Here is a 16016-nt window from a genome sequence, read left to right on the forward strand (position 1 = left end):
CGCGGCGGGCGCATGGCGGCGGCGCGGCCGGCGGCCGTGTTCGGCGGCGGTGCGTCCTCGTCCTCACCGGAGGCGGCCCCCGCCACGATCGGGTGGCTCTGGCCGTAGTCGAGGTCGATGACGTCGGCGACGACGACGGTCACGTTGTCGGGCCCGCCGCTGCGCAGTGCCAGCTCGATGAGCCGGTCGGCGGCCTCGTCGGTGCTGCCCTCGCGCAGCGTGTTGGCGAGGGTCTCGTCGCTGACCACATCGGACAGGCCGTCCGAGCACAGCAGGTAGCGGTCGCCGGCGCGGGCCTCGCGCATGGTCAGCGTGGGCTCGATCTCGTTGCCGGTCAGCGCGCGCATGATCAGCGACCGCTGCGGATGCGTGTGCGCCTGCTCGGGGGTGATGCGGCCCTCGTCCACCAGCGACTGCACGAAGGTGTCGTCGCGGGTGATCTGCGCGAGCTCGCCGCCGCGCAGCATGTAGGCGCGGGAGTCGCCGATGTGCGCGAGGCCGAGTTTCTTGCCCGCGAACAGGATTGCGGTGAGCGTGGTGCCCATGCCATCCAGTTCGGGCTCTTCCTCGACCTGGTCGGCGATGGCGGCATTGCCCTCGCGCACCGCGCGGTCGAGCTTGCCGAGCAGATCGTCGCCGGGCTCGTCGTCGTCGAGATGGGCCAGCGCGGCGATCATCAACTGAGAGGCCACCTCGCCCGCGGCATGGCCGCCCATCCCGTCGGCGAGCGCGAGCAGGCGCGCGCCAGCGTAGACGGAATCCTCGTTGTTGGCCCGGACGAGACCACGGTCGCTGCGCGCTGCGTAGCGGAGAACAAGAGTCACGATCGCAGCTCGATCACTGTCTTACCGACACGGACGGGGGTACCGAGCGAAACTCGGACCGGGGTGGTGACCTTCGCTCGATCGAGGTAGGTCCCGTTGGTAGAGCCTAGATCTTCGACGTACCAGTCGTCGCCGCGCGGCGACAGCCGCGCATGCCTGGTCGACGCGTAGTCGTCGGTCAGAACGAGTGTCGAATCGTCGGCGCGGCCGATGAGGACCGGTTGGCTGCCGAGCGTGATTCGAGTGCCGGCGAGTGAACCCTGAGTCACCACTAGATATTTGGCGCCCTTCTGGCCACGGCTGAAGGATGGCAGCACCGCGGAACCGCGAGCGGCCCGGGGCTGGATCCGGATGCCGGATGCCGCGTAGATGTCGCTGCGCAGGGTCCGTAGGACCGCCCAGACGAACAGCCACAACAGCAACAGGAACCCCGCACGGGTCAATTGCAGGATCAGTCCCTGCACGGCGCTCCACCTCCTGTTCGACCGGTGCCGTCGGTACGGTTGCACCCCCAACCGGCGTGCTGGTCAGCACGGCCCGGCTGCCGAGCGAATGGTGGCAGCATAATAGGGCCGACGACCGGTTGCGATCACGATACGACCGAGGTTTCTCGCGTCACACCGTGACCTGCACCGGCGAGCTTACGGGATCAGACGATCCGGATCAGGATCTCGGAATGCCCGGCGCGGATGACATCGCCGTCCGCCAGCTGCCAATCCTGCACGGGCGAGCCGTTGACCAGCGTTCCGTTGGTCGAACCAAGGTCCGACAGCATCGCGACCTGACCGTCCCAGCGCACCTCGATGTGGCGGCGGGAGACGCCGGTGTCGGGCAGCCGGAAGTGGGCGTCCTGGCCCCGGCCGATGATGTTGCTGCCTTCTCGTAGCTGATACGTGCGGCCGCTGCCGTCGTCGAGCTGCAGGGTCGCCGAGTATCCGGAACCGCCCCGCTGCGGCGGCTGCTGCGCGCCGGGGGCGGCGGCGTACCCGGGCTGCTGGCCGTAGGCCTGGTCGGCGTAACCCGGCTGGGCATAGCCCGCCTGGTCGTACGCGCCCTGGTCGGCGTACCCCTGCTCGTATCCCGCGGGAGCCTGGCCGTAGCCCTGGCCCGCATAGCCCTGCTCGTACCCGCCCGGAGCCTGGCCGTAGGCCTGCTGCTGCCCGTAGTCCTGATTGGGGTAGCCCTGCTGCCCGTAGCCCTGGTCGTAGCCCTGATCGGCGTAGCCCTGGTCGTACCCGCCCTGCTGCCCGTAGCCCTGGTCGGCGTAGCCCTGCTGGTTGTAGGCGGCCGGGTCGTACCCGCCCGGCTGCGGCTGGCCGTAGGCCTGGTCGGCGTAGCCCTGCTGGCCGTAGCCCGCGCCACCCTGCTGGTAGTCGTAGCCGTTCTGGTAGTCGGCCTGCTGATAGTCGCCGTAGGCCTGCTGCGATTCGGGCGCGGCGTAATCGCCGGCCGCGGGGTACTGCCCACCGCGGCCGTAGTCGTAACTCCCCGGACCGGGGCGGCCACCGGGCGGCGCGTACCCGCGGTTGCGTGGATCGGACTCCGCGGGCTCACGGCTGGGGTCGTAGCCTGAGTTCTGCGTCATGGGGCCAGCTCCTGGTTGCGGGTTTGCGTTTCGTTGTGCGGGTGGTCCAGGCCGGTCGGGCGGCCGCCGATCCGGCGGGCTGCGGCGGTCGGCGTCCGGGTCGACCCGGCCGCGCGTCCTGAACTGCCCGGTGTGCAGCGTAGGGGATGCCTGGAATTCGACGTGCACTTCGCCGTAGGTCTGCCACCCCTGCTCGCGGATATAGTCCTGCAGATGCCTGGCGAAAGCACGGCTCGTGATCTCGTGGTCTGCATCGAGTTCTTGCAGGTCCGACGTGTTGATGGTGATCACGTAGCTGTTGGGAGCCAGCAGATGCCCGCCGTCGAGTTCGGTGACTCGATCGTTGGCCTCGCGCTGCAGCGCCGCCTCCACCTCCTGGGGAACGACACTGCCTCCGAAGACCCGGGCGAAGGCATCACCGACGGCCCCCTGCAGGCGTCGCTCGAAGCGCGACACGATTCCCATCCCGGCCCTCCCTTCGGTGCGCTCGTCCTGTCGGTCGTCTGTCAATAATCCGCGACACGCGAATAGGGCGTGTCGTCGGACGGACACGGTCATTGCATGATATCCACGATCGTCCACACCTGTAACTCTCGGCGGGTCGCCGAAGTTCCCAGTCTCAGACGGGGTGCCGGTAGGTCCTTTGACCAGGCGATTTCATCCGTCCGACGGCCGCGTGATACTGTCTTCCAGTCGCTCGGGCGAGTGGCGGAATGGCAGACGCGCTGGCTTCAGGTGCCAGTGTCCTTCGGGACGTGGGGGTTCAAGTCCCCCTTCGCCCACCAGCAACAAGGGTCCGGATCATCAGATCCGGGCCCTTGTTCGTATAGGAGCACTCTCGCGAACCGATCCATGATCGCTCGAACCGGCGCTGATCTGTAGGTTTGCGTCAACCGGGGTTTCGAATCAGTGGGCGAGCAGGGCCACCGCGAGCGCGGCGATCAGCAGCCCGGCCCACTGGCCGCGGGTCAGGCGTTCGCGCAGCACGGTGATTCCGAGCACAACGGGGATCACGGGGTACAGCGAGGACAGCGCGACGGCGACGACGGCGAGCTGCCGATGGGTGGCCTCGAGGTAGGCCGCGAGCGCGAGGGCGGCGGTGGCGCCGGAGGTCGCGGCGAGAGCGGCCGGACCGGATGCGACCCGCCACGCCGCTCCGGCCCACAGCACCAGCGGCACCAGGGCGCAGACCGCCGTGACCCGCCCGGCGGCGACCGGCCAGAGTCCCGACGCCGCGGAGGCGTGTGCGAGCGCCAGATATTGGATCGCGATACCGACTCCGGCGGCCAGTCCGTCGGCGAGGGCCCCGCGCACCGCGACGGGCGCGCCGTCGGGCGTCCGGGAGACCAGCCACAGCGCCGGTAGCGAAACCACGACGCCCAGGCTCGCGGCGGCGGTCGGTCGCTGCCCCTCCGCCAGCACGCCGAACAGGACGGGCAGGCCCATGCCCGTCAGCGTGCTGATCGGTACGACCGTGCTCATGGTGCCGCGCCCGAGCCCGCGGAACAGCGCCGCCATCCCCGCGGCCGTGCCCAGTCCCGACAGCGCGCCCCAGCCCAGATCCGCGACCCGCATACCGGTGCCGTTCAGCAGCGCCAGCGGTACCGCTACCCCGAGGCCGACCGCCTGGCCGAGCACCGCGGTGGTCGCGAAATGGATTCGGCGCGCGGCGATTCCGCCGACGAAGTCCGAGATGCCGTACAGCACCGCGGAGGACAGTGCGAGCAGCCACCCCATGCGCTCACCCGCTCCGGTCCCGTTCCGCCTGGCCGACCGGGCACACCAGGTCGTGGGTGCACGCCTGTCGATCGCAGAGCCGGCACAGCAGGTCGGCGGCGGGAACGTCGTCGTAGACCCTGGTGAGGATCTTGCCGAGGATGAGGTCGAGCGACCGTCGCTCGTCCTCGTCCAGCGCGGCGGTCAGCGCCCCGAGCCATTCGTCGCGAGCGCGCAGCACTCCCGCGGCCTTTCGCCGTCCGGTGCCGGTCAGGGCGATCGCCCGGTCCCGTCCGGTCCGAGTCCGCTGCACCAGGCCCGCGCCTTCCAGCGAATCGAGCGTGCGGGTCGCGGCCGACTGCGTCAGCCCCACCCGGCGGCCGAGTTCGGTCACTCCGATCGGGCCGGACTCGCGGAGTACGACCAGGCTCGCCGACGCGCTGGGGCTCAGCCGCGTGGCGGCGGTGACTTGGCGAATCATCTTGTCGCTGACGGCCAGTGCGACCGCGCCCAACAGATTCGACACCCGTTCGGTATGCATGCCTCATGCATTCCCGATGCGCCGCGCTCTAATCACGGATCACGGGAATCGGTGTGCGGGTCAGTGCTCGCCGGACTGTGCCGACAGCGGAGTTCCGGTGTGGAAGAAGCGGATCAGGCGGCCGATGCGCACGCTGTGCTCGGCGCAGCGTTCGTAGTGATGCACGAGCAGGGCGAGATCGACGGCCATGGCGCTGCCGTGCGACCACTCGGGCACCGAGATCGTGTGCAGTACCTGCTGCTGGAGTTCGGTGAGGCGGCCGTCGGGGGCGACCACGTGGTGCTCGGCCGCGGGGCCGTCGGTGGCGATGGCGCGCTGGGCGGACGCCGCGAGTTCGATGACGCGCCGGCCGATCTCGGCGAGCAGCGACAGAATGTCCGGCGGCGCCACCGGATCCGGATATCGGCGCACCACATTGTCGGCGACGCGGCTGGTGAGCCAGCTCATCTGGGACAGATCGTCGGCGATCTGGATCGCGCTCACCACGTGCCGCAGGTCGCGGGCCACCGGCGCCTCCAGGGCGAGCAGGATCACCGCCCGGTTCTCGCACGTCCCGTGCAGGGACTGCAGCTGCTCGTCGAGGGCGAAGACCTCGTAGGCGGCGGTCAGGTTGGATTCGGCCACCGCCACCGCGACGCGTTCGGTGGCTTCGTGCGCCAACCCCGACAGCCGGGTCAGCTCACCGGTCAGCGCCGCGAGTTCGGAGGAGAATTTGGTCCGCACGGGGGCTATCTTCTCTGTTCGCCTCGTCGTGTGCAGCAGTTCGCCCCCGAAAAGCGTTGTCGCCACCGGTAACCCGGCACTCGGCGGCGGTGCGGGCGTCCGGAATCGTTGCGGGCGAACGTGTTCGCCGCCACCGGTCTGTCAATGGCCCGTGACACGGCGAGGAGGTCTGCGGGCGGACAGTTCGACTGCGCGTGTACCCCGTCCGCGCTGCCGGTACGTCCTGGAAACGTCCGGTGCGGGTCGCTCGGGTCGCCGAAGGTGTGATCTTCGCCGCACTCGGGTGCGGTTGGAGGCGTGGATGTACCGGGCCGGAAGGGGTTGCGGGCCGCCGTTATACGGATGTTTGTCGCAATTACCGCCGTCCGTGGCGGGCGCGTATCCGTGAATCAATGTCCAATACGGGATGTGACTCGGACAACTCGACCGATAACGGACTTCGAGTTTGTTTCTTTGGTGGCAACCTTGCAGTCATCTGGCGTATCGGTGTTGAACACGCAGCTAGCACTGTAGTCATCAGATGCCGCATCGACGGCAGGTGTGTGGTGGCAAACGCCGAAACGGGACTATCCGGGCGAAACCGCAAGTGTCGAATCGGTCGAATGGGAGAGACCGGGCGGTCGCATGGGACCCGAATTCGGACCCGTTCGCACAATGGACGCTACGAATTTGCGAATCAGGGTGAGAGGCAGTGCCGGGCGGTCGTTTTCGAACCGTGACTTATACGCCCGAGCAGCGCGTGGCGGGTTGCGTCGCGATAACGATTGTGTAGAGTTGGAGGTAACGCTGGCCGCAGCTGAGCTGGACTCGCTGCGGCCAGTGGATCTCAAATCCCCCGCCTAGATCATCGTCGGCGGTCACTCTCCTGGCAACCGATTTTCCGAGTGTTCGTCGGACGTACGCCGATCGGTAACTGCCACGCCCCGCGCCGCGCGCCGCCCCGCGCCGAGGATGTATCCGAGGAAGGCCAGCTCGGCCACCAGCCCGATCGCGATGCGCACCGGTGCGGGCAGTCCGCTCGGTGTCACGAAACCCTCGATGAGTCCCGCCACCAACAGCACGACGACCAGGCCCAATGCGATCGTCGCGGTGGCCCGGCCCTGCCGTGCCAGCGCCTGCGCGCGGCTCATCCGGCCCGGATCGATCAGCGTCCAGCCGAGCTGCAGCCCGGCGCCGCCCGCCACGAAGACGGCCGTCAGCTCCAGCATCCCGTGCGGGAGGATGAAACCGAAGAAGGCGTCCAGGCGCCCGGCGTCGGCCATCAACCCGGACGAGATGCCCAGATTCAGCGCATTCATGAACAGCACGTAGGCGGCGGGCAGGATCAGCAGCCCGGTGAAGAGCGCCACCGCGGACACCCAGGCGTTGTTGGTCCACACCTGCGCCGCGAACGCGTCGTGCGGGTGCTCGGAGTAGTAGGTCTCGAACTGTCCGCCCGGGCCGGTGAGCACATCGGTGTTCGCCGGGATACCCAGCGCGTCGCGCGCGGCGGCGGATCCGGACACCCAGGTGCCGAGCCCGGCCGCCACGGCCAGGAACACCACCGCGACGCCCGTCCACCACAGCCCGGCCCGATACACCGCCGCCGGGAACCGGTGCGAGAAGAACAGCCCCACCTCGGCCCACGGGTCGGGCCGGGCGCCGAGCGTGCGGCCGCGTGCCCGCGCCAGCAGCGCGCTGAGCCCACCGATCAGCTCCGGATCGGGCGACTGTGATTGCAGCCGGGCCAGCTGCTGCGAGGTACGGCGGTACAGCAGCACCAGCTCGTCGGTCTCCGCGCCGGACAGTCGTCGCTGCCGCGTCAGCTGGTCGAGCCGGTCCCAGGATCGCCTGTGCGCGTAGGCGTACGCGTCCACGTCCATCCGTGTCTCCCAAGCCGCCGGTGGAGGAAATCGAACGCCCCCGGGTCCGCCGAACAGGCTAGTCTGTGCACAGCATGGCCGTTTTCACTACCGGCGAGGCCGTCGCCCTGGACCTGCCGATCGCGCGCATCCCGACCCGGGCCGCGGCATTCCTTCTCGATGTGGTGCTGCAGCTGGTGCTGGGCTGGCTGCTGGTGCTCGGGGTGTCGGGCGTCGTGGTGTGGCTGCGGCCGGATCCGGCGTGGCTGGACGTCGCGGTGCTGGTGACCCTCGTCGCGGTGCTGGCGGGCTATCCGATCGCCTGCGAGACCCTGCTGCGCGGCCGGACCGTCGGCAAGCTGGCGCTGGGCCTGCGGGTGGTGCGCGCCGACGGCGGTCCCGTCGACTTCCGGCACGCCGTCACCCGGGGGCTCGCCGGGGCGATCGTCGACTTCTGGGCGCTGGGTGGGTTCGGGGCCGTCGCCGTGGTCACCTCGCTGTGCTCGCCACGGGCCCGGCGGGTCGGCGACGTGCTGGCCGGGACCGTGGTGGTGCACGATCGGGCCCGAATCCCCGTGCCCGCGTTGGCCATCGCGCCACCGTGGCTGCTGGGCTGGGCGCAGCGGCTCGACCTCTCCGCCCTCACCGAGGATCTCGCACTGCCGGTCCGCCAGTACCTGACCCGGTTCCGGGGCCTCACCCCCGAAGTGCAGGACAGCCTCGGCCATGCCCTGGTCACGGCGGTCTGCGCGCAGCTGCGGGTGCCTCCGCCGCCGGGCTATCCGCCGCTGCACATCCTCGGCGCGGTGATCGCCGAACGCCAGCGCCGCACGCTCACGCCCTCCGCACCGATGTCGGTCCTACCGTCGCACGGGACACCTTGGCGCCGTCCGGCCTGAATGCGCTCGCGCAGCGCACATCCCGCACCCTCGCGCACGTTCCCGCACTCCCCGCAAGGGCTGGAGAGAGTGCGAGAACCAGCGAGGGGGTTGCAAGACACTGTGGTCTTGGGCGTGAGAGTGCCACGGACCGTCGTGCGATGGCCGTATTCCCGCACTCGTCACATGGCGCCGGAACGTTTGAGTTCCAGGTATTCGTCGGCCAGTGCGACGGGGAGGCGTTCGGGGGAGGTCGTGACCACGTCGATGCCCTTGCGGCGCAGTGATTCCCGGGTGAGGGCGCGTTCGGCGAGCTGGGCCTCGGCGGCGGCCGCGGTGTAGATGTCGGTGAGTGTGGCCCGCCGCGCGGCCGCCGCGGTGACGTCGGGATCGGTGACCGAGACGAGGATGACGCGGTGGCGGCGGGTGAGCACCGGGAGGACCGGCAGCAGGTTCTCCTCCACCATGGCGCCGTCCAGGCTGGTGAACCACACCACCAGACTGCGGCGGCGCGCGTGCATCAGGGCGGTGCGGACGAGGCCGGTGGTGTCGGTATCGACCAGGGCGGGAACGACACCGGCCAGCGCGTGCATCAGCTTGGGCTGCAAGCCTTTTCCGCTGCCGCCCCGCACCTCGGTCCGGACCGTCCGGTCGTAGGCGAGCAGGTCGACGGCGTCACCGGCCGCGGCGGCCAGCCCGCCGAGCAGCAGCGCGGCCTCGATACTCGCGTCGAGGCGGGTGCCCTCGCCGATCCGGCCCGCGCTGAGGCGGCCGGTGTCGAGCAGTATCAGCAGCCGCCGATGCCGCTCCGGCCGCCAGGTCCGCACCAGGACGTCCGCCGCGCGGGCGGTGGCGCGCCAATCGATCGCGCGCACGTCGTCACCGGCGACGTATTCGCGGAACGAGTCGAATTCCGAGCCCTGGCCGCGGGCGTTCACCACGGTGCTGCCCTCGAGCAGGTGCAGTTCGGCGACCTTCGACGCCAGCACGCCCTCGCTGCGGAACGGCGGCAGGGCACGTACCCGGGCGGGCACCGCGCGGCGGAACTGCCGCCCCGCCAGGCCCATCGGGCCGAGCAGGCGCAGGGTCACCGGGCCCGCCGCGCGGTCGCCGCGGAAACTCGGCCGCAGCGTGGTGGTGAGGCGGGTTCTGGTATTCGGCGGCAGGTGCAAGGGATGGGTGCGCGTGGTTGCCCGCGCGCTCGCGGGCCAGTCGTCCCACAGCACGCCGCGCAGCGTGCGGGTGCCGCGGTTGACCACCGTCAGCTCCACCGCCGTCGTCCGGCCCGATCGCACCGTGGTGACCGGGAGCCGCGACAGCTCCAGCCCGTCGACACGGCCGAGGGCCAGCACATCGATGCCGATGAGGAGCGCCAGGACACCGGTCAGGATCAGAACGCCCCACCACGACGGGAGCACCGCCGTGGCCGCGACCGCCGCGACCGCGGCGACGGCCGCCAGCCGACCCGTGACGACCATCGGCTACACCGGAACCGGCACCGACAGCAGCAGCGAGGACATCACGCCCTCCGCGGTCACGCCGTCCAGTTCCGCCTCCGGGCGCAGCTGCAACCGATGCCGCAGCACCGGCACCGCAACGGTTTTCACATGGTCGGGAGTGACGAAGTCGCGGCCGGTGAGCCAGGCGAAGGCGCGGGCCGCCGCCAGCAGCGCGGTCGCCCCGCGGGGCGAGGCGCCGTGCTGCACCGCCGGGGCCGCGCGGGTGGCTCGGCACAGATCGACGATGTAGGCCATCACCTCGGGATTGACCTGCACCCCGGCGACCGCGGCGCGGGCGGCCGCGATGTGGTCCGGTCCGGCCACCGGTTGCAGGCCCGCCGCGGCGAGGTCGCGCGGATCGAATCCCGCGGCATGCCGCTGCAGGATGCGGAATTCGTCGTCGCGGCCCGGCAATTCGATATCGACCTTGAACAGGAACCGGTCCAGCTGCGCCTCGGGCAGCGGATAGGTGCCCTCCTGCTCGATCGGGTTCTGCGTGGCCACCACCACGAACGGATCCGGCAGCGGCTGCGGTTTGCCGTCGACCGAAACCTGTCGCTCCTCCATCGATTCCAGCAGTGCGGACTGGGTTTTCGGCGGGGTGCGGTTGATCTCGTCGGCGAGCAGGAGATTGGTGAAGACCGGGCCGCGGCGGAAGGTGAACTCGGCCGAATGCGGGTCGTAGATCTGCGAACCGGTGACATCGCCGGGCATCAGGTCCGGGGTGAACTGAACCCGGGCGTGGTCCAGGTCCAGCGCGGTCGCCAGGGACCGGACCAGCAGCGTCTTCGCCACGCCCGGAACGCCTTCGAGCAGTACGTGCCCGCGGCACAGCAGCGCCAGCACCAGGAACATGACCGCCTGGTCGTTGCCGACGACGGCCTTCCCGATCTCGGCGCGCAGCGCGCCGAAGGCCCGGTGGGCGTCCTCGGCGGTCGGGGTGTGGTCGGTGTCCGGCCTCGTCATTGGCTCTCCGTCATCCGATCTCCGATTCGATACGTTCCAGGTGCGCGGCCACCAGCCGCAGCGTCTCGTCGTCGGCGACCGGGCCGAACAGCACGGCACCGGCCTGCTCGACCGGCAGGCTCGTGCGCCGGGCGACCGCCTCGGCCACCCGCGGCGCGGGGGTGTCGGCGGTCAGGCCCAGGGCGGGCCGGATCCGGCGCAGCGTCGCCGCGCGCAGGAGGGCGGCCACGTGGTCGCGGTCGCCCGATTTCCGGTACAGCGCCGCCTGCCCGGTGAGCAGTTCGTTCGCGGCGACCTCCACCGGGCGCGGCTCGCCGACGAGCGTCCCGCGGCGGCGGGCCCGCCACCACACCACGATCACACCGAAGATCAGCCACTGCAGGCCACCGTAGACGAGCCAGGGCGGTCCGCCGAAGATCGAATCGGAGCCCTCGAGGTCAGGATCGGGCGGCGAGTAGCCGCCGGGATCCGGCGGCGGCGGACCCTGGGTCGGCGGTGGCGGCGCCGTCGGCGCGGCCGCCAGGCGGATCAGCAGATACAGCACCGCCGCGAGCCCCAGCGCCGCGAGCACGGCGGCCCAGAACTTCGGGTCCCGAATCAGTTGCGGCAGTGGGGGTATCCGCAGTGACCGGCGGTGCCGGACGGTCGCCTCGGCCGGTTCGGGGGGCGGCGGCGGGGCCAGCGAGAAGATATCGGCCTGCTCGAGCCGCCGGTATTCCTCGGCGGTGGCGGCCCGGGGGCCGTACACGACCTCGTCGAATCCGTGTGCGGCGGTGGGGAGTTCACCCGCCTGCGCGGGCAGTGCGGCCACGGCGGCGTCCGCGGTCTCCCGCGCCGTGCGCGAGCGGCGCACCGGCAGAATGCCGCCCTGCTCCAGACCCCGCACCACCGCCCGATAGCGCTCCCGGACCGCGGTGTCGTAGTCGTGCCGTCCGGCGGCCGTCTCGGCCGCACCGCGATGGCTGTCGGCAGGACCCAGCGCGGGTGTCGGCGGCGCGGGCGGTTCGCCGGTCGGCGCGGTCGGCCAGGGCTCTCGCGGATCCGTTTCGGTCACGATGTGACCGCCCGAACGGCCTTGGCCCCGTGCGGGATTCGAATGTCGAGACCCTCGCGGCGGCAGCATCGATCCAGGTACGCCACCACGTCGGAGGCACATTCGACAACTTCCGTCGCCGCCGTGACGAACAGCGCCGCCGCGGTCGCCAGCGTGATGGTCGCCCAGCGATGGGTGCCGGAGAATTCGGCGACGAACAGGACGACACCCAGCAGCGGCACGACCAGCACCAGCAGCACGGCGCGCAGGTACAGCCACGCGCCCGCCATCCGCCATTCCGCCCCGGCGGCCAGATTCTTCGCTCGCGCCGCGGCATCGCGATACGACATCGGCTTGTCGAGCAGGGCCGGTGTGATGAGGCAACGGCGTGCTCGCGCCCAACCCAGCAGGGCCAGTGCGGGCAGCAGCGTGACGATCAGCGCCGCGCCCGGGATCAGCACGCCGAGGCCGATCCCGGTGGACGACACCCGGTACCGCAGCACCTGTCCGGCGTGCGCCCCCAGCCCGCGCAGTGCCGCACGCCAGGTGATCGCCCGTCGGCGCGCGCTCGCCAACCCGACGGGAACGGCCACGCCGCGCACATACGCCCGCAGCAGCCAGGCGAACACCAGCGTGGAAAGCACCGCGGACCAGGCTGTTCCGGTATCCGAGCCGCCGGTGAGAACCGACCCCGCCGCGGTGATCGCGACCACCGATCCCGCCGAGACCACGAACGCGGCCCCCACCATCCCCGCCAGCAGCCGAACCCTGGACTGGATGAGTGCGAAAGGAAGGTCCAGCAGCTCGCGGAACGACAGCGGCCGAATCGGCAGTGCCGCAGCCGGTTCCAGGATCTCGCCGAATGGGTTGCCCTCCGGGCCGGGTACGGCCGCGCCGGGCCCACTCGGTTCCGGGCCGTGCGCACCGGAGACCGCGACCGGTCCGTGCGGAGGGGCATCGGGCGCAGCCGGACCCGGCGACGGACCGGCCCCCTCGGCCGCGGCTGGAAACACGCGCCCGAGTTTATCCGGGTCATCGCGGTGCGCACGGGTTCCGGCCTTCGCCGGGGCCGCGATTCGGACGAGTATCCGCCGGAGGGTGCACCGGGCGCCGCGGTCGGTCGGGTGCGGCGGGCTCACGGAGCCGGTCCGGGCTCAGCGCCGTAGCAGTCGGGCGCTACTGCGCGATCGCGCTGCGGTCGGTCGGTGGCGCGGCGGGCGGGTGGAGTGGCCCGGGTTCAGCGCTGCAACAGTCGGGAGACGACGGCGCGATAGCGCTCCGGGTCGACGGGTGGCAGGCCGAGCAGGGCGCGGAGATACACGCCGTCGCCGACCAGGCGGATGATGTCGGCGTCGACCGGGTCGTCTATTTCCCGGTCGAGGCCCGTGCCCCAGGCGTCCATGGTGTCGATGAGGGCGCGCTGCACCTCGTCGTCGCGATCGTCGTGCGGGGCGTCCACAGTGCGCATGGCCGCCACCATGGATCGAAACAGCGCTATCTCCAGCGCATCGGTGTCGTCGTCCGGGCTCGGAGTCTGCAGGTACCACTCGGCGATCGACTTGCCCTGCGCGACGGCGCTGCTCAACTGTTCCTCCGCGCGTTCCCCGAGCCGCCGGACCAGCCCGGCCAGCAGTGCGTCCTTGCTCTTGAAGTGGTACAGCAGGCCGCCCTTGGAGACACCGGCGGCCGCGGCCACGCTCTCCAGGGTCACCTGGGACATGCCCTTGTCCAGCAGCAGCGTCTCGAGTGCGTCGAGGATCCGATCGCGGGTGGTGGTTGTCACGGGGTCGACTGTACCGTCCGGACGGTTATTCTGTTACTGTACCGTCTGGACGGTAATAAGGATCGAACGACGGAAGTCGAGAGGGATATGAACACCACCGCTGTCGCGAGCCGGGCGACCGCCCGGGACTGGGCCGGTCTCGGCGTGCTGGTGCTGGCGTTGCTGCTCATCTCGGTGGACGCGACGGTGCTGGATATCGCGGTGCCCGCGATCAGCGCCCACCTCGCGCCGACCACGCCGCAGCTGCTGTGGATCATCGACGTGTACTCGTTCGTCCTGGCGGGCCTGCTGGTCACGATGGGCACGCTCGGCGACCGCATCGGCCGCCGCAGGCTGCTGCTGATCGGGGCCGCCGGATTCGGCATCGCCTCCGCGATCGCCGCCTGGTCGGTGAATCCGGAGATGCTGATCGCCGCGCGCGTACTGCAGGGCATCGCGGGTGCCACGCTGATGCCGGCCACCCTGGGTCTGATCCGGGCGATGTTCACCGATGCGCGCCAGCGCACCACCGCGATCGCGGTGTGGAGCGCCGCGGCCACCGGTGGTGCGGCGGTCGGCCCGCTGCTGGGCGGCTGGCTGCTGGAGCACTTCTGGTGGGGCTCGGTGTTCTTGATCAATCTGCCGGTGATGCTGGTGCTGGTGGCGCTGGGCCCGGTGCTGGTGCCGGAGTCGCGCGACCCGAATCCGGGTCGGTTCGACCTGGTCAGCGCCGGATTGTCGATGCTCGCGATGGTGCCGATCGTGTACGCGGTCAAGGAGATCGCCGCGCACGGGCCGAACTTGTCGATGCTGGGTATCGCCGCGGTCGGCGTGCTCGCCGGGGTGCTGTTCGTGCGCCGGCAGCGCACGTTGGCCGATCCGATGCTGGATCTGCGGCTGTTCGCGCTGCCGCGGTTCCGCACCGCGGTGCTGACCAGCCTCCTGGCGGTGTTCGCGCTGGCGGGTGTGCTGTTCTTCGGGTCGCAGTATCTACAGCTGGTGCAGGGTCGTTCGCCGTTGGACGCCGGGCTGCACCTGCTGCCGGGCACGCTGGCCAGCATGGTGACGGCGCTGATCTCGGCCTGGCTGGTGCGCTGGTGGCAGCCGACCAGGGTGCTCGCCGGTGCGCTGGTGGTGGCCGCGCTCGGTGCCGGGCTGTTCGTCTGGCTGAGCGCCGATCCGGCCGCGGGTGTCACGGCGTTCGTCGCCGGGTTCCTGCTCGTGGGAGCGGGTGTCGGTGTGGCGATGACGGTGGCTTCGGACCTGGTCGTCAGCTCGGCTCCGGCCGAGCGCGCCGGGTCGGCGGCCGCGGTCTCCGAGACCGCCTACGAGGCCGGCATCGCGCTCGGTGTCGCGGTGCTCGGCAGCGTGGTGATGTCGGTGTTCCGGCACGGCCTCGACGTGTCCGCGGTGCCGGGGTCGCAGCTGGCCACGGCCCGCGAATCCCTCGGCGGCGCGGTCGAGACCGCACACGGGCTCCCCGCGCAGGCGGCCGCGGCACTGCTGGATTCGGCCCGCGAGGCCTTCGTGACCGGCATCCACCTGGCGGCGATCGCCACGGCCGCGATCCTGCTCGTGGCCGCGGTGATCGCGTTCCGAACCAGAACCGCGGCGACCGATCCGGACGGCGATCATCGGGGCACTGTCCGGACGGAATCGGGCCCCGGCACCGGCCGGGCAACCCGTTGCGTGCCGAAACTCGCTCCCGCCGAGACCCGTTCGGGGGAGCGTGCGGAGTCACCGCCGCGCAGGTAGGCAATCGTGAACCGCACCGCCGTCCCGGGTTGTCCGGGCGGCGGTGCGGTGCGCGCAACGCTCCGCCGGTCCGACGACGTGGCCCGCGCCAGGCGGTCGGGATCAGACCAGCAGGCGGCCGCCGTCCATGACGATGATCTCGCCGGTCACCCACGCACTCGCCGGTTCGGCCAGGCGGGTGATCCACGGGACGACGTCGTCCACCTGGCCGATGCGTCCGGCGGGCGCGTCGGCGGCGTAGCCCGCGCGCTGGGCCGTCACCTCCTCCGGCGTCAGCCCGCCGACACCGAGGATCGGCGTCTCGACAGCACCCGGAGCCACGCCGTTGACACGAATTCCCTTGGGCGCCAACTCGACCGCCCAGCTTCGAACGAGGCTGTCCACGGCGGCCTTGGTCGCCGCGTACACCGACGACACCGCCTCCGCTCGCTGCGCGGAGATGCTGGAGACGACCACGATGCTGCCGCCGGGCGAGGTCAGCAGCGGCAGCAGTCGTCCGGTGAGCAGAACCGGAGCGACCACGTTGACATCGAGCTGACCGCGCACCGACTCGGCATCCAGCCGATCGAGCGGAGTGGGACGGAAGATTCCGGCGTTGTGCACCAGCACATCGAGGCTGCCGTGCGCGGCAACGGATTCCGCGATCGCCTCGACACCGGCCTCGGTGGTCGCGTCGGCCACCAGCGGCACCACGGCTTCGTGCTGCGCGGCGACCTCGGCCAGTGGTTCGGCCCGGCGCCCCACGACCGTCACCCGGGCCGCACCCTGATCCGCGAACGCCAGGGCCGCCGCCCGCCCGATACCGGTACCGCCGCCGGTGACGACGATGTGCTGCCCTGCGAATGCCTTATCGGACAAGACGTTCCTCCGATCGAGATGCCCGGCCCGGTGCC

15 protein-coding genes and 1 tRNA gene are annotated in these 16016 nt (G+C 70.9%); 3 read left to right on the forward strand and 13 right to left on the reverse strand.

Annotated features, from left to right (window positions below; all coding sequences use genetic code 11):
- The 3 genes from NM1_RS26800 to NM1_RS26810 all read right to left on the reverse strand — a co-directional run.
- On the reverse strand, positions 1-824 hold an 824-nt coding region (locus tag NM1_RS26800), incomplete at its 3' end, for a PP2C family protein-serine/threonine phosphatase (RefSeq protein WP_169814332.1).
- Positions 821-1288: an FHA domain-containing protein FhaB/FipA gene (locus tag NM1_RS26805; protein WP_068025579.1), complete on the reverse strand. Its 468-nt coding sequence runs from the start codon at positions 1286-1288 to the stop codon at positions 821-823. The genes NM1_RS26805 and NM1_RS26800, both read right to left, overlap by 4 nt.
- A gap of 185 nt (positions 1289-1473) precedes the next feature.
- The gene (locus NM1_RS26810) at positions 1474-2874 is read right to left on the reverse strand and encodes an FHA domain-containing protein (protein WP_068025583.1); all 1401 of its coding nucleotides are present in this window, start codon (positions 2872-2874) and stop codon (positions 1474-1476) included.
- A 234-nt stretch (positions 2875-3108) separates the two neighbouring features.
- Between NM1_RS26810 and NM1_RS26815 the strand changes: the two genes are divergently transcribed.
- A tRNA-Leu gene (locus NM1_RS26815) sits at positions 3109-3194 on the forward strand.
- A 121-nt stretch (positions 3195-3315) separates the two neighbouring features.
- On the opposite strand, the gene NM1_RS26820 is transcribed toward NM1_RS26815, so the two are convergent.
- From NM1_RS26820 to NM1_RS26835, 4 genes are all read right to left on the reverse strand, one after another.
- Entirely contained in the window at positions 3316-4146 is an 831-nt protein-coding gene (locus NM1_RS26820; RefSeq protein ID WP_068025585.1) for an EamA family transporter, read from the reverse strand.
- Positions 4147-4150: 4 nt separating this feature from the next.
- On the reverse strand, positions 4151-4666 hold the full coding sequence (locus NM1_RS26825; protein WP_068025586.1) for a MarR family winged helix-turn-helix transcriptional regulator: 516 nt from the start codon (positions 4664-4666) through the stop codon (positions 4151-4153).
- A 60-nt stretch (positions 4667-4726) separates the two neighbouring features.
- The gene (locus tag NM1_RS26830; protein ID WP_068025587.1) at positions 4727-5389 is read right to left on the reverse strand and encodes a phosphate signaling complex PhoU family protein; all 663 of its coding nucleotides are present in this window, start codon (positions 5387-5389) and stop codon (positions 4727-4729) included.
- 857 nt (positions 5390-6246) lie between these two features.
- Positions 6247-7251 (reverse strand): stage II sporulation protein M, encoded by a 1005-nt coding sequence (locus NM1_RS26835; protein WP_068025589.1) that lies wholly within the window; start codon positions 7249-7251, stop codon positions 6247-6249.
- Positions 7252-7325: 74 nt separating this feature from the next.
- Between NM1_RS26835 and NM1_RS26840 the strand changes: the two genes are divergently transcribed.
- Positions 7326-8129 carry an RDD family protein gene (locus tag NM1_RS26840; RefSeq protein WP_068025660.1) on the forward strand — a complete coding sequence of 268 codons (804 nt, stop codon included), beginning with the start codon at positions 7326-7328 and terminating at the stop codon, positions 8127-8129.
- A 161-nt stretch (positions 8130-8290) separates the two neighbouring features.
- On the opposite strand, the gene NM1_RS26845 is transcribed toward NM1_RS26840, so the two are convergent.
- The 5 genes from NM1_RS26845 to NM1_RS26865 all read right to left on the reverse strand — a co-directional run bounded on the left by NM1_RS26845 (position 8291) and on the right by NM1_RS26865 (position 13389).
- The gene (locus NM1_RS26845; protein ID WP_068025592.1) at positions 8291-9586 is read right to left on the reverse strand and encodes a DUF58 domain-containing protein; all 1296 of its coding nucleotides are present in this window, start codon (positions 9584-9586) and stop codon (positions 8291-8293) included.
- A 3-nt stretch (positions 9587-9589) separates the two neighbouring features.
- The gene (locus NM1_RS26850; protein WP_068025595.1) at positions 9590-10573 is read right to left on the reverse strand and encodes an AAA family ATPase; all 984 of its coding nucleotides are present in this window, start codon (positions 10571-10573) and stop codon (positions 9590-9592) included.
- A gap of 10 nt (positions 10574-10583) precedes the next feature.
- Positions 10584-11627 carry a DUF4129 domain-containing protein gene (locus NM1_RS26855; protein ID WP_068025604.1) on the reverse strand — a complete coding sequence of 348 codons (1044 nt, stop codon included), beginning with the start codon at positions 11625-11627 and terminating at the stop codon, positions 10584-10586.
- A complete protein-coding gene (locus NM1_RS26860) occupies positions 11624-12619 on the reverse strand; it encodes a hypothetical protein (protein WP_147289041.1) in 996 nt (331 codons plus the stop codon). Before NM1_RS26860 ends, NM1_RS26855 begins: the two co-directional genes overlap by 4 nt.
- A 224-nt stretch (positions 12620-12843) precedes the next feature.
- Entirely contained in the window at positions 12844-13389 is a 546-nt protein-coding gene (locus NM1_RS26865; RefSeq protein ID WP_068025612.1) for a TetR/AcrR family transcriptional regulator, read from the reverse strand.
- An 87-nt stretch (positions 13390-13476) separates the two neighbouring features.
- On the opposite strand from NM1_RS26865, the gene NM1_RS26870 reads away from it, so the two are divergent.
- Positions 13477-15123 carry an MFS transporter gene (locus NM1_RS26870; protein ID WP_084520087.1) on the forward strand — a complete coding sequence of 549 codons (1647 nt, stop codon included), beginning with the start codon at positions 13477-13479 and terminating at the stop codon, positions 15121-15123.
- 102 nt (positions 15124-15225) lie between these two features.
- Here the strand turns inward: NM1_RS26870 and NM1_RS26875 are convergent, their stop codons facing one another.
- Positions 15226-15981: an SDR family NAD(P)-dependent oxidoreductase gene (locus NM1_RS26875; RefSeq protein WP_068025614.1), complete on the reverse strand. Its 756-nt coding sequence runs from the start codon at positions 15979-15981 to the stop codon at positions 15226-15228.
- Positions 15982-16016 lie beyond the last annotated feature (35 nt).

Source organism: Nocardia mexicana NBRC 108244, from assembly GCF_001613165.1.
In the GTDB taxonomy this organism is placed as follows: domain Bacteria; phylum Actinomycetota; class Actinomycetes; order Mycobacteriales; family Mycobacteriaceae; genus Nocardia; species Nocardia mexicana.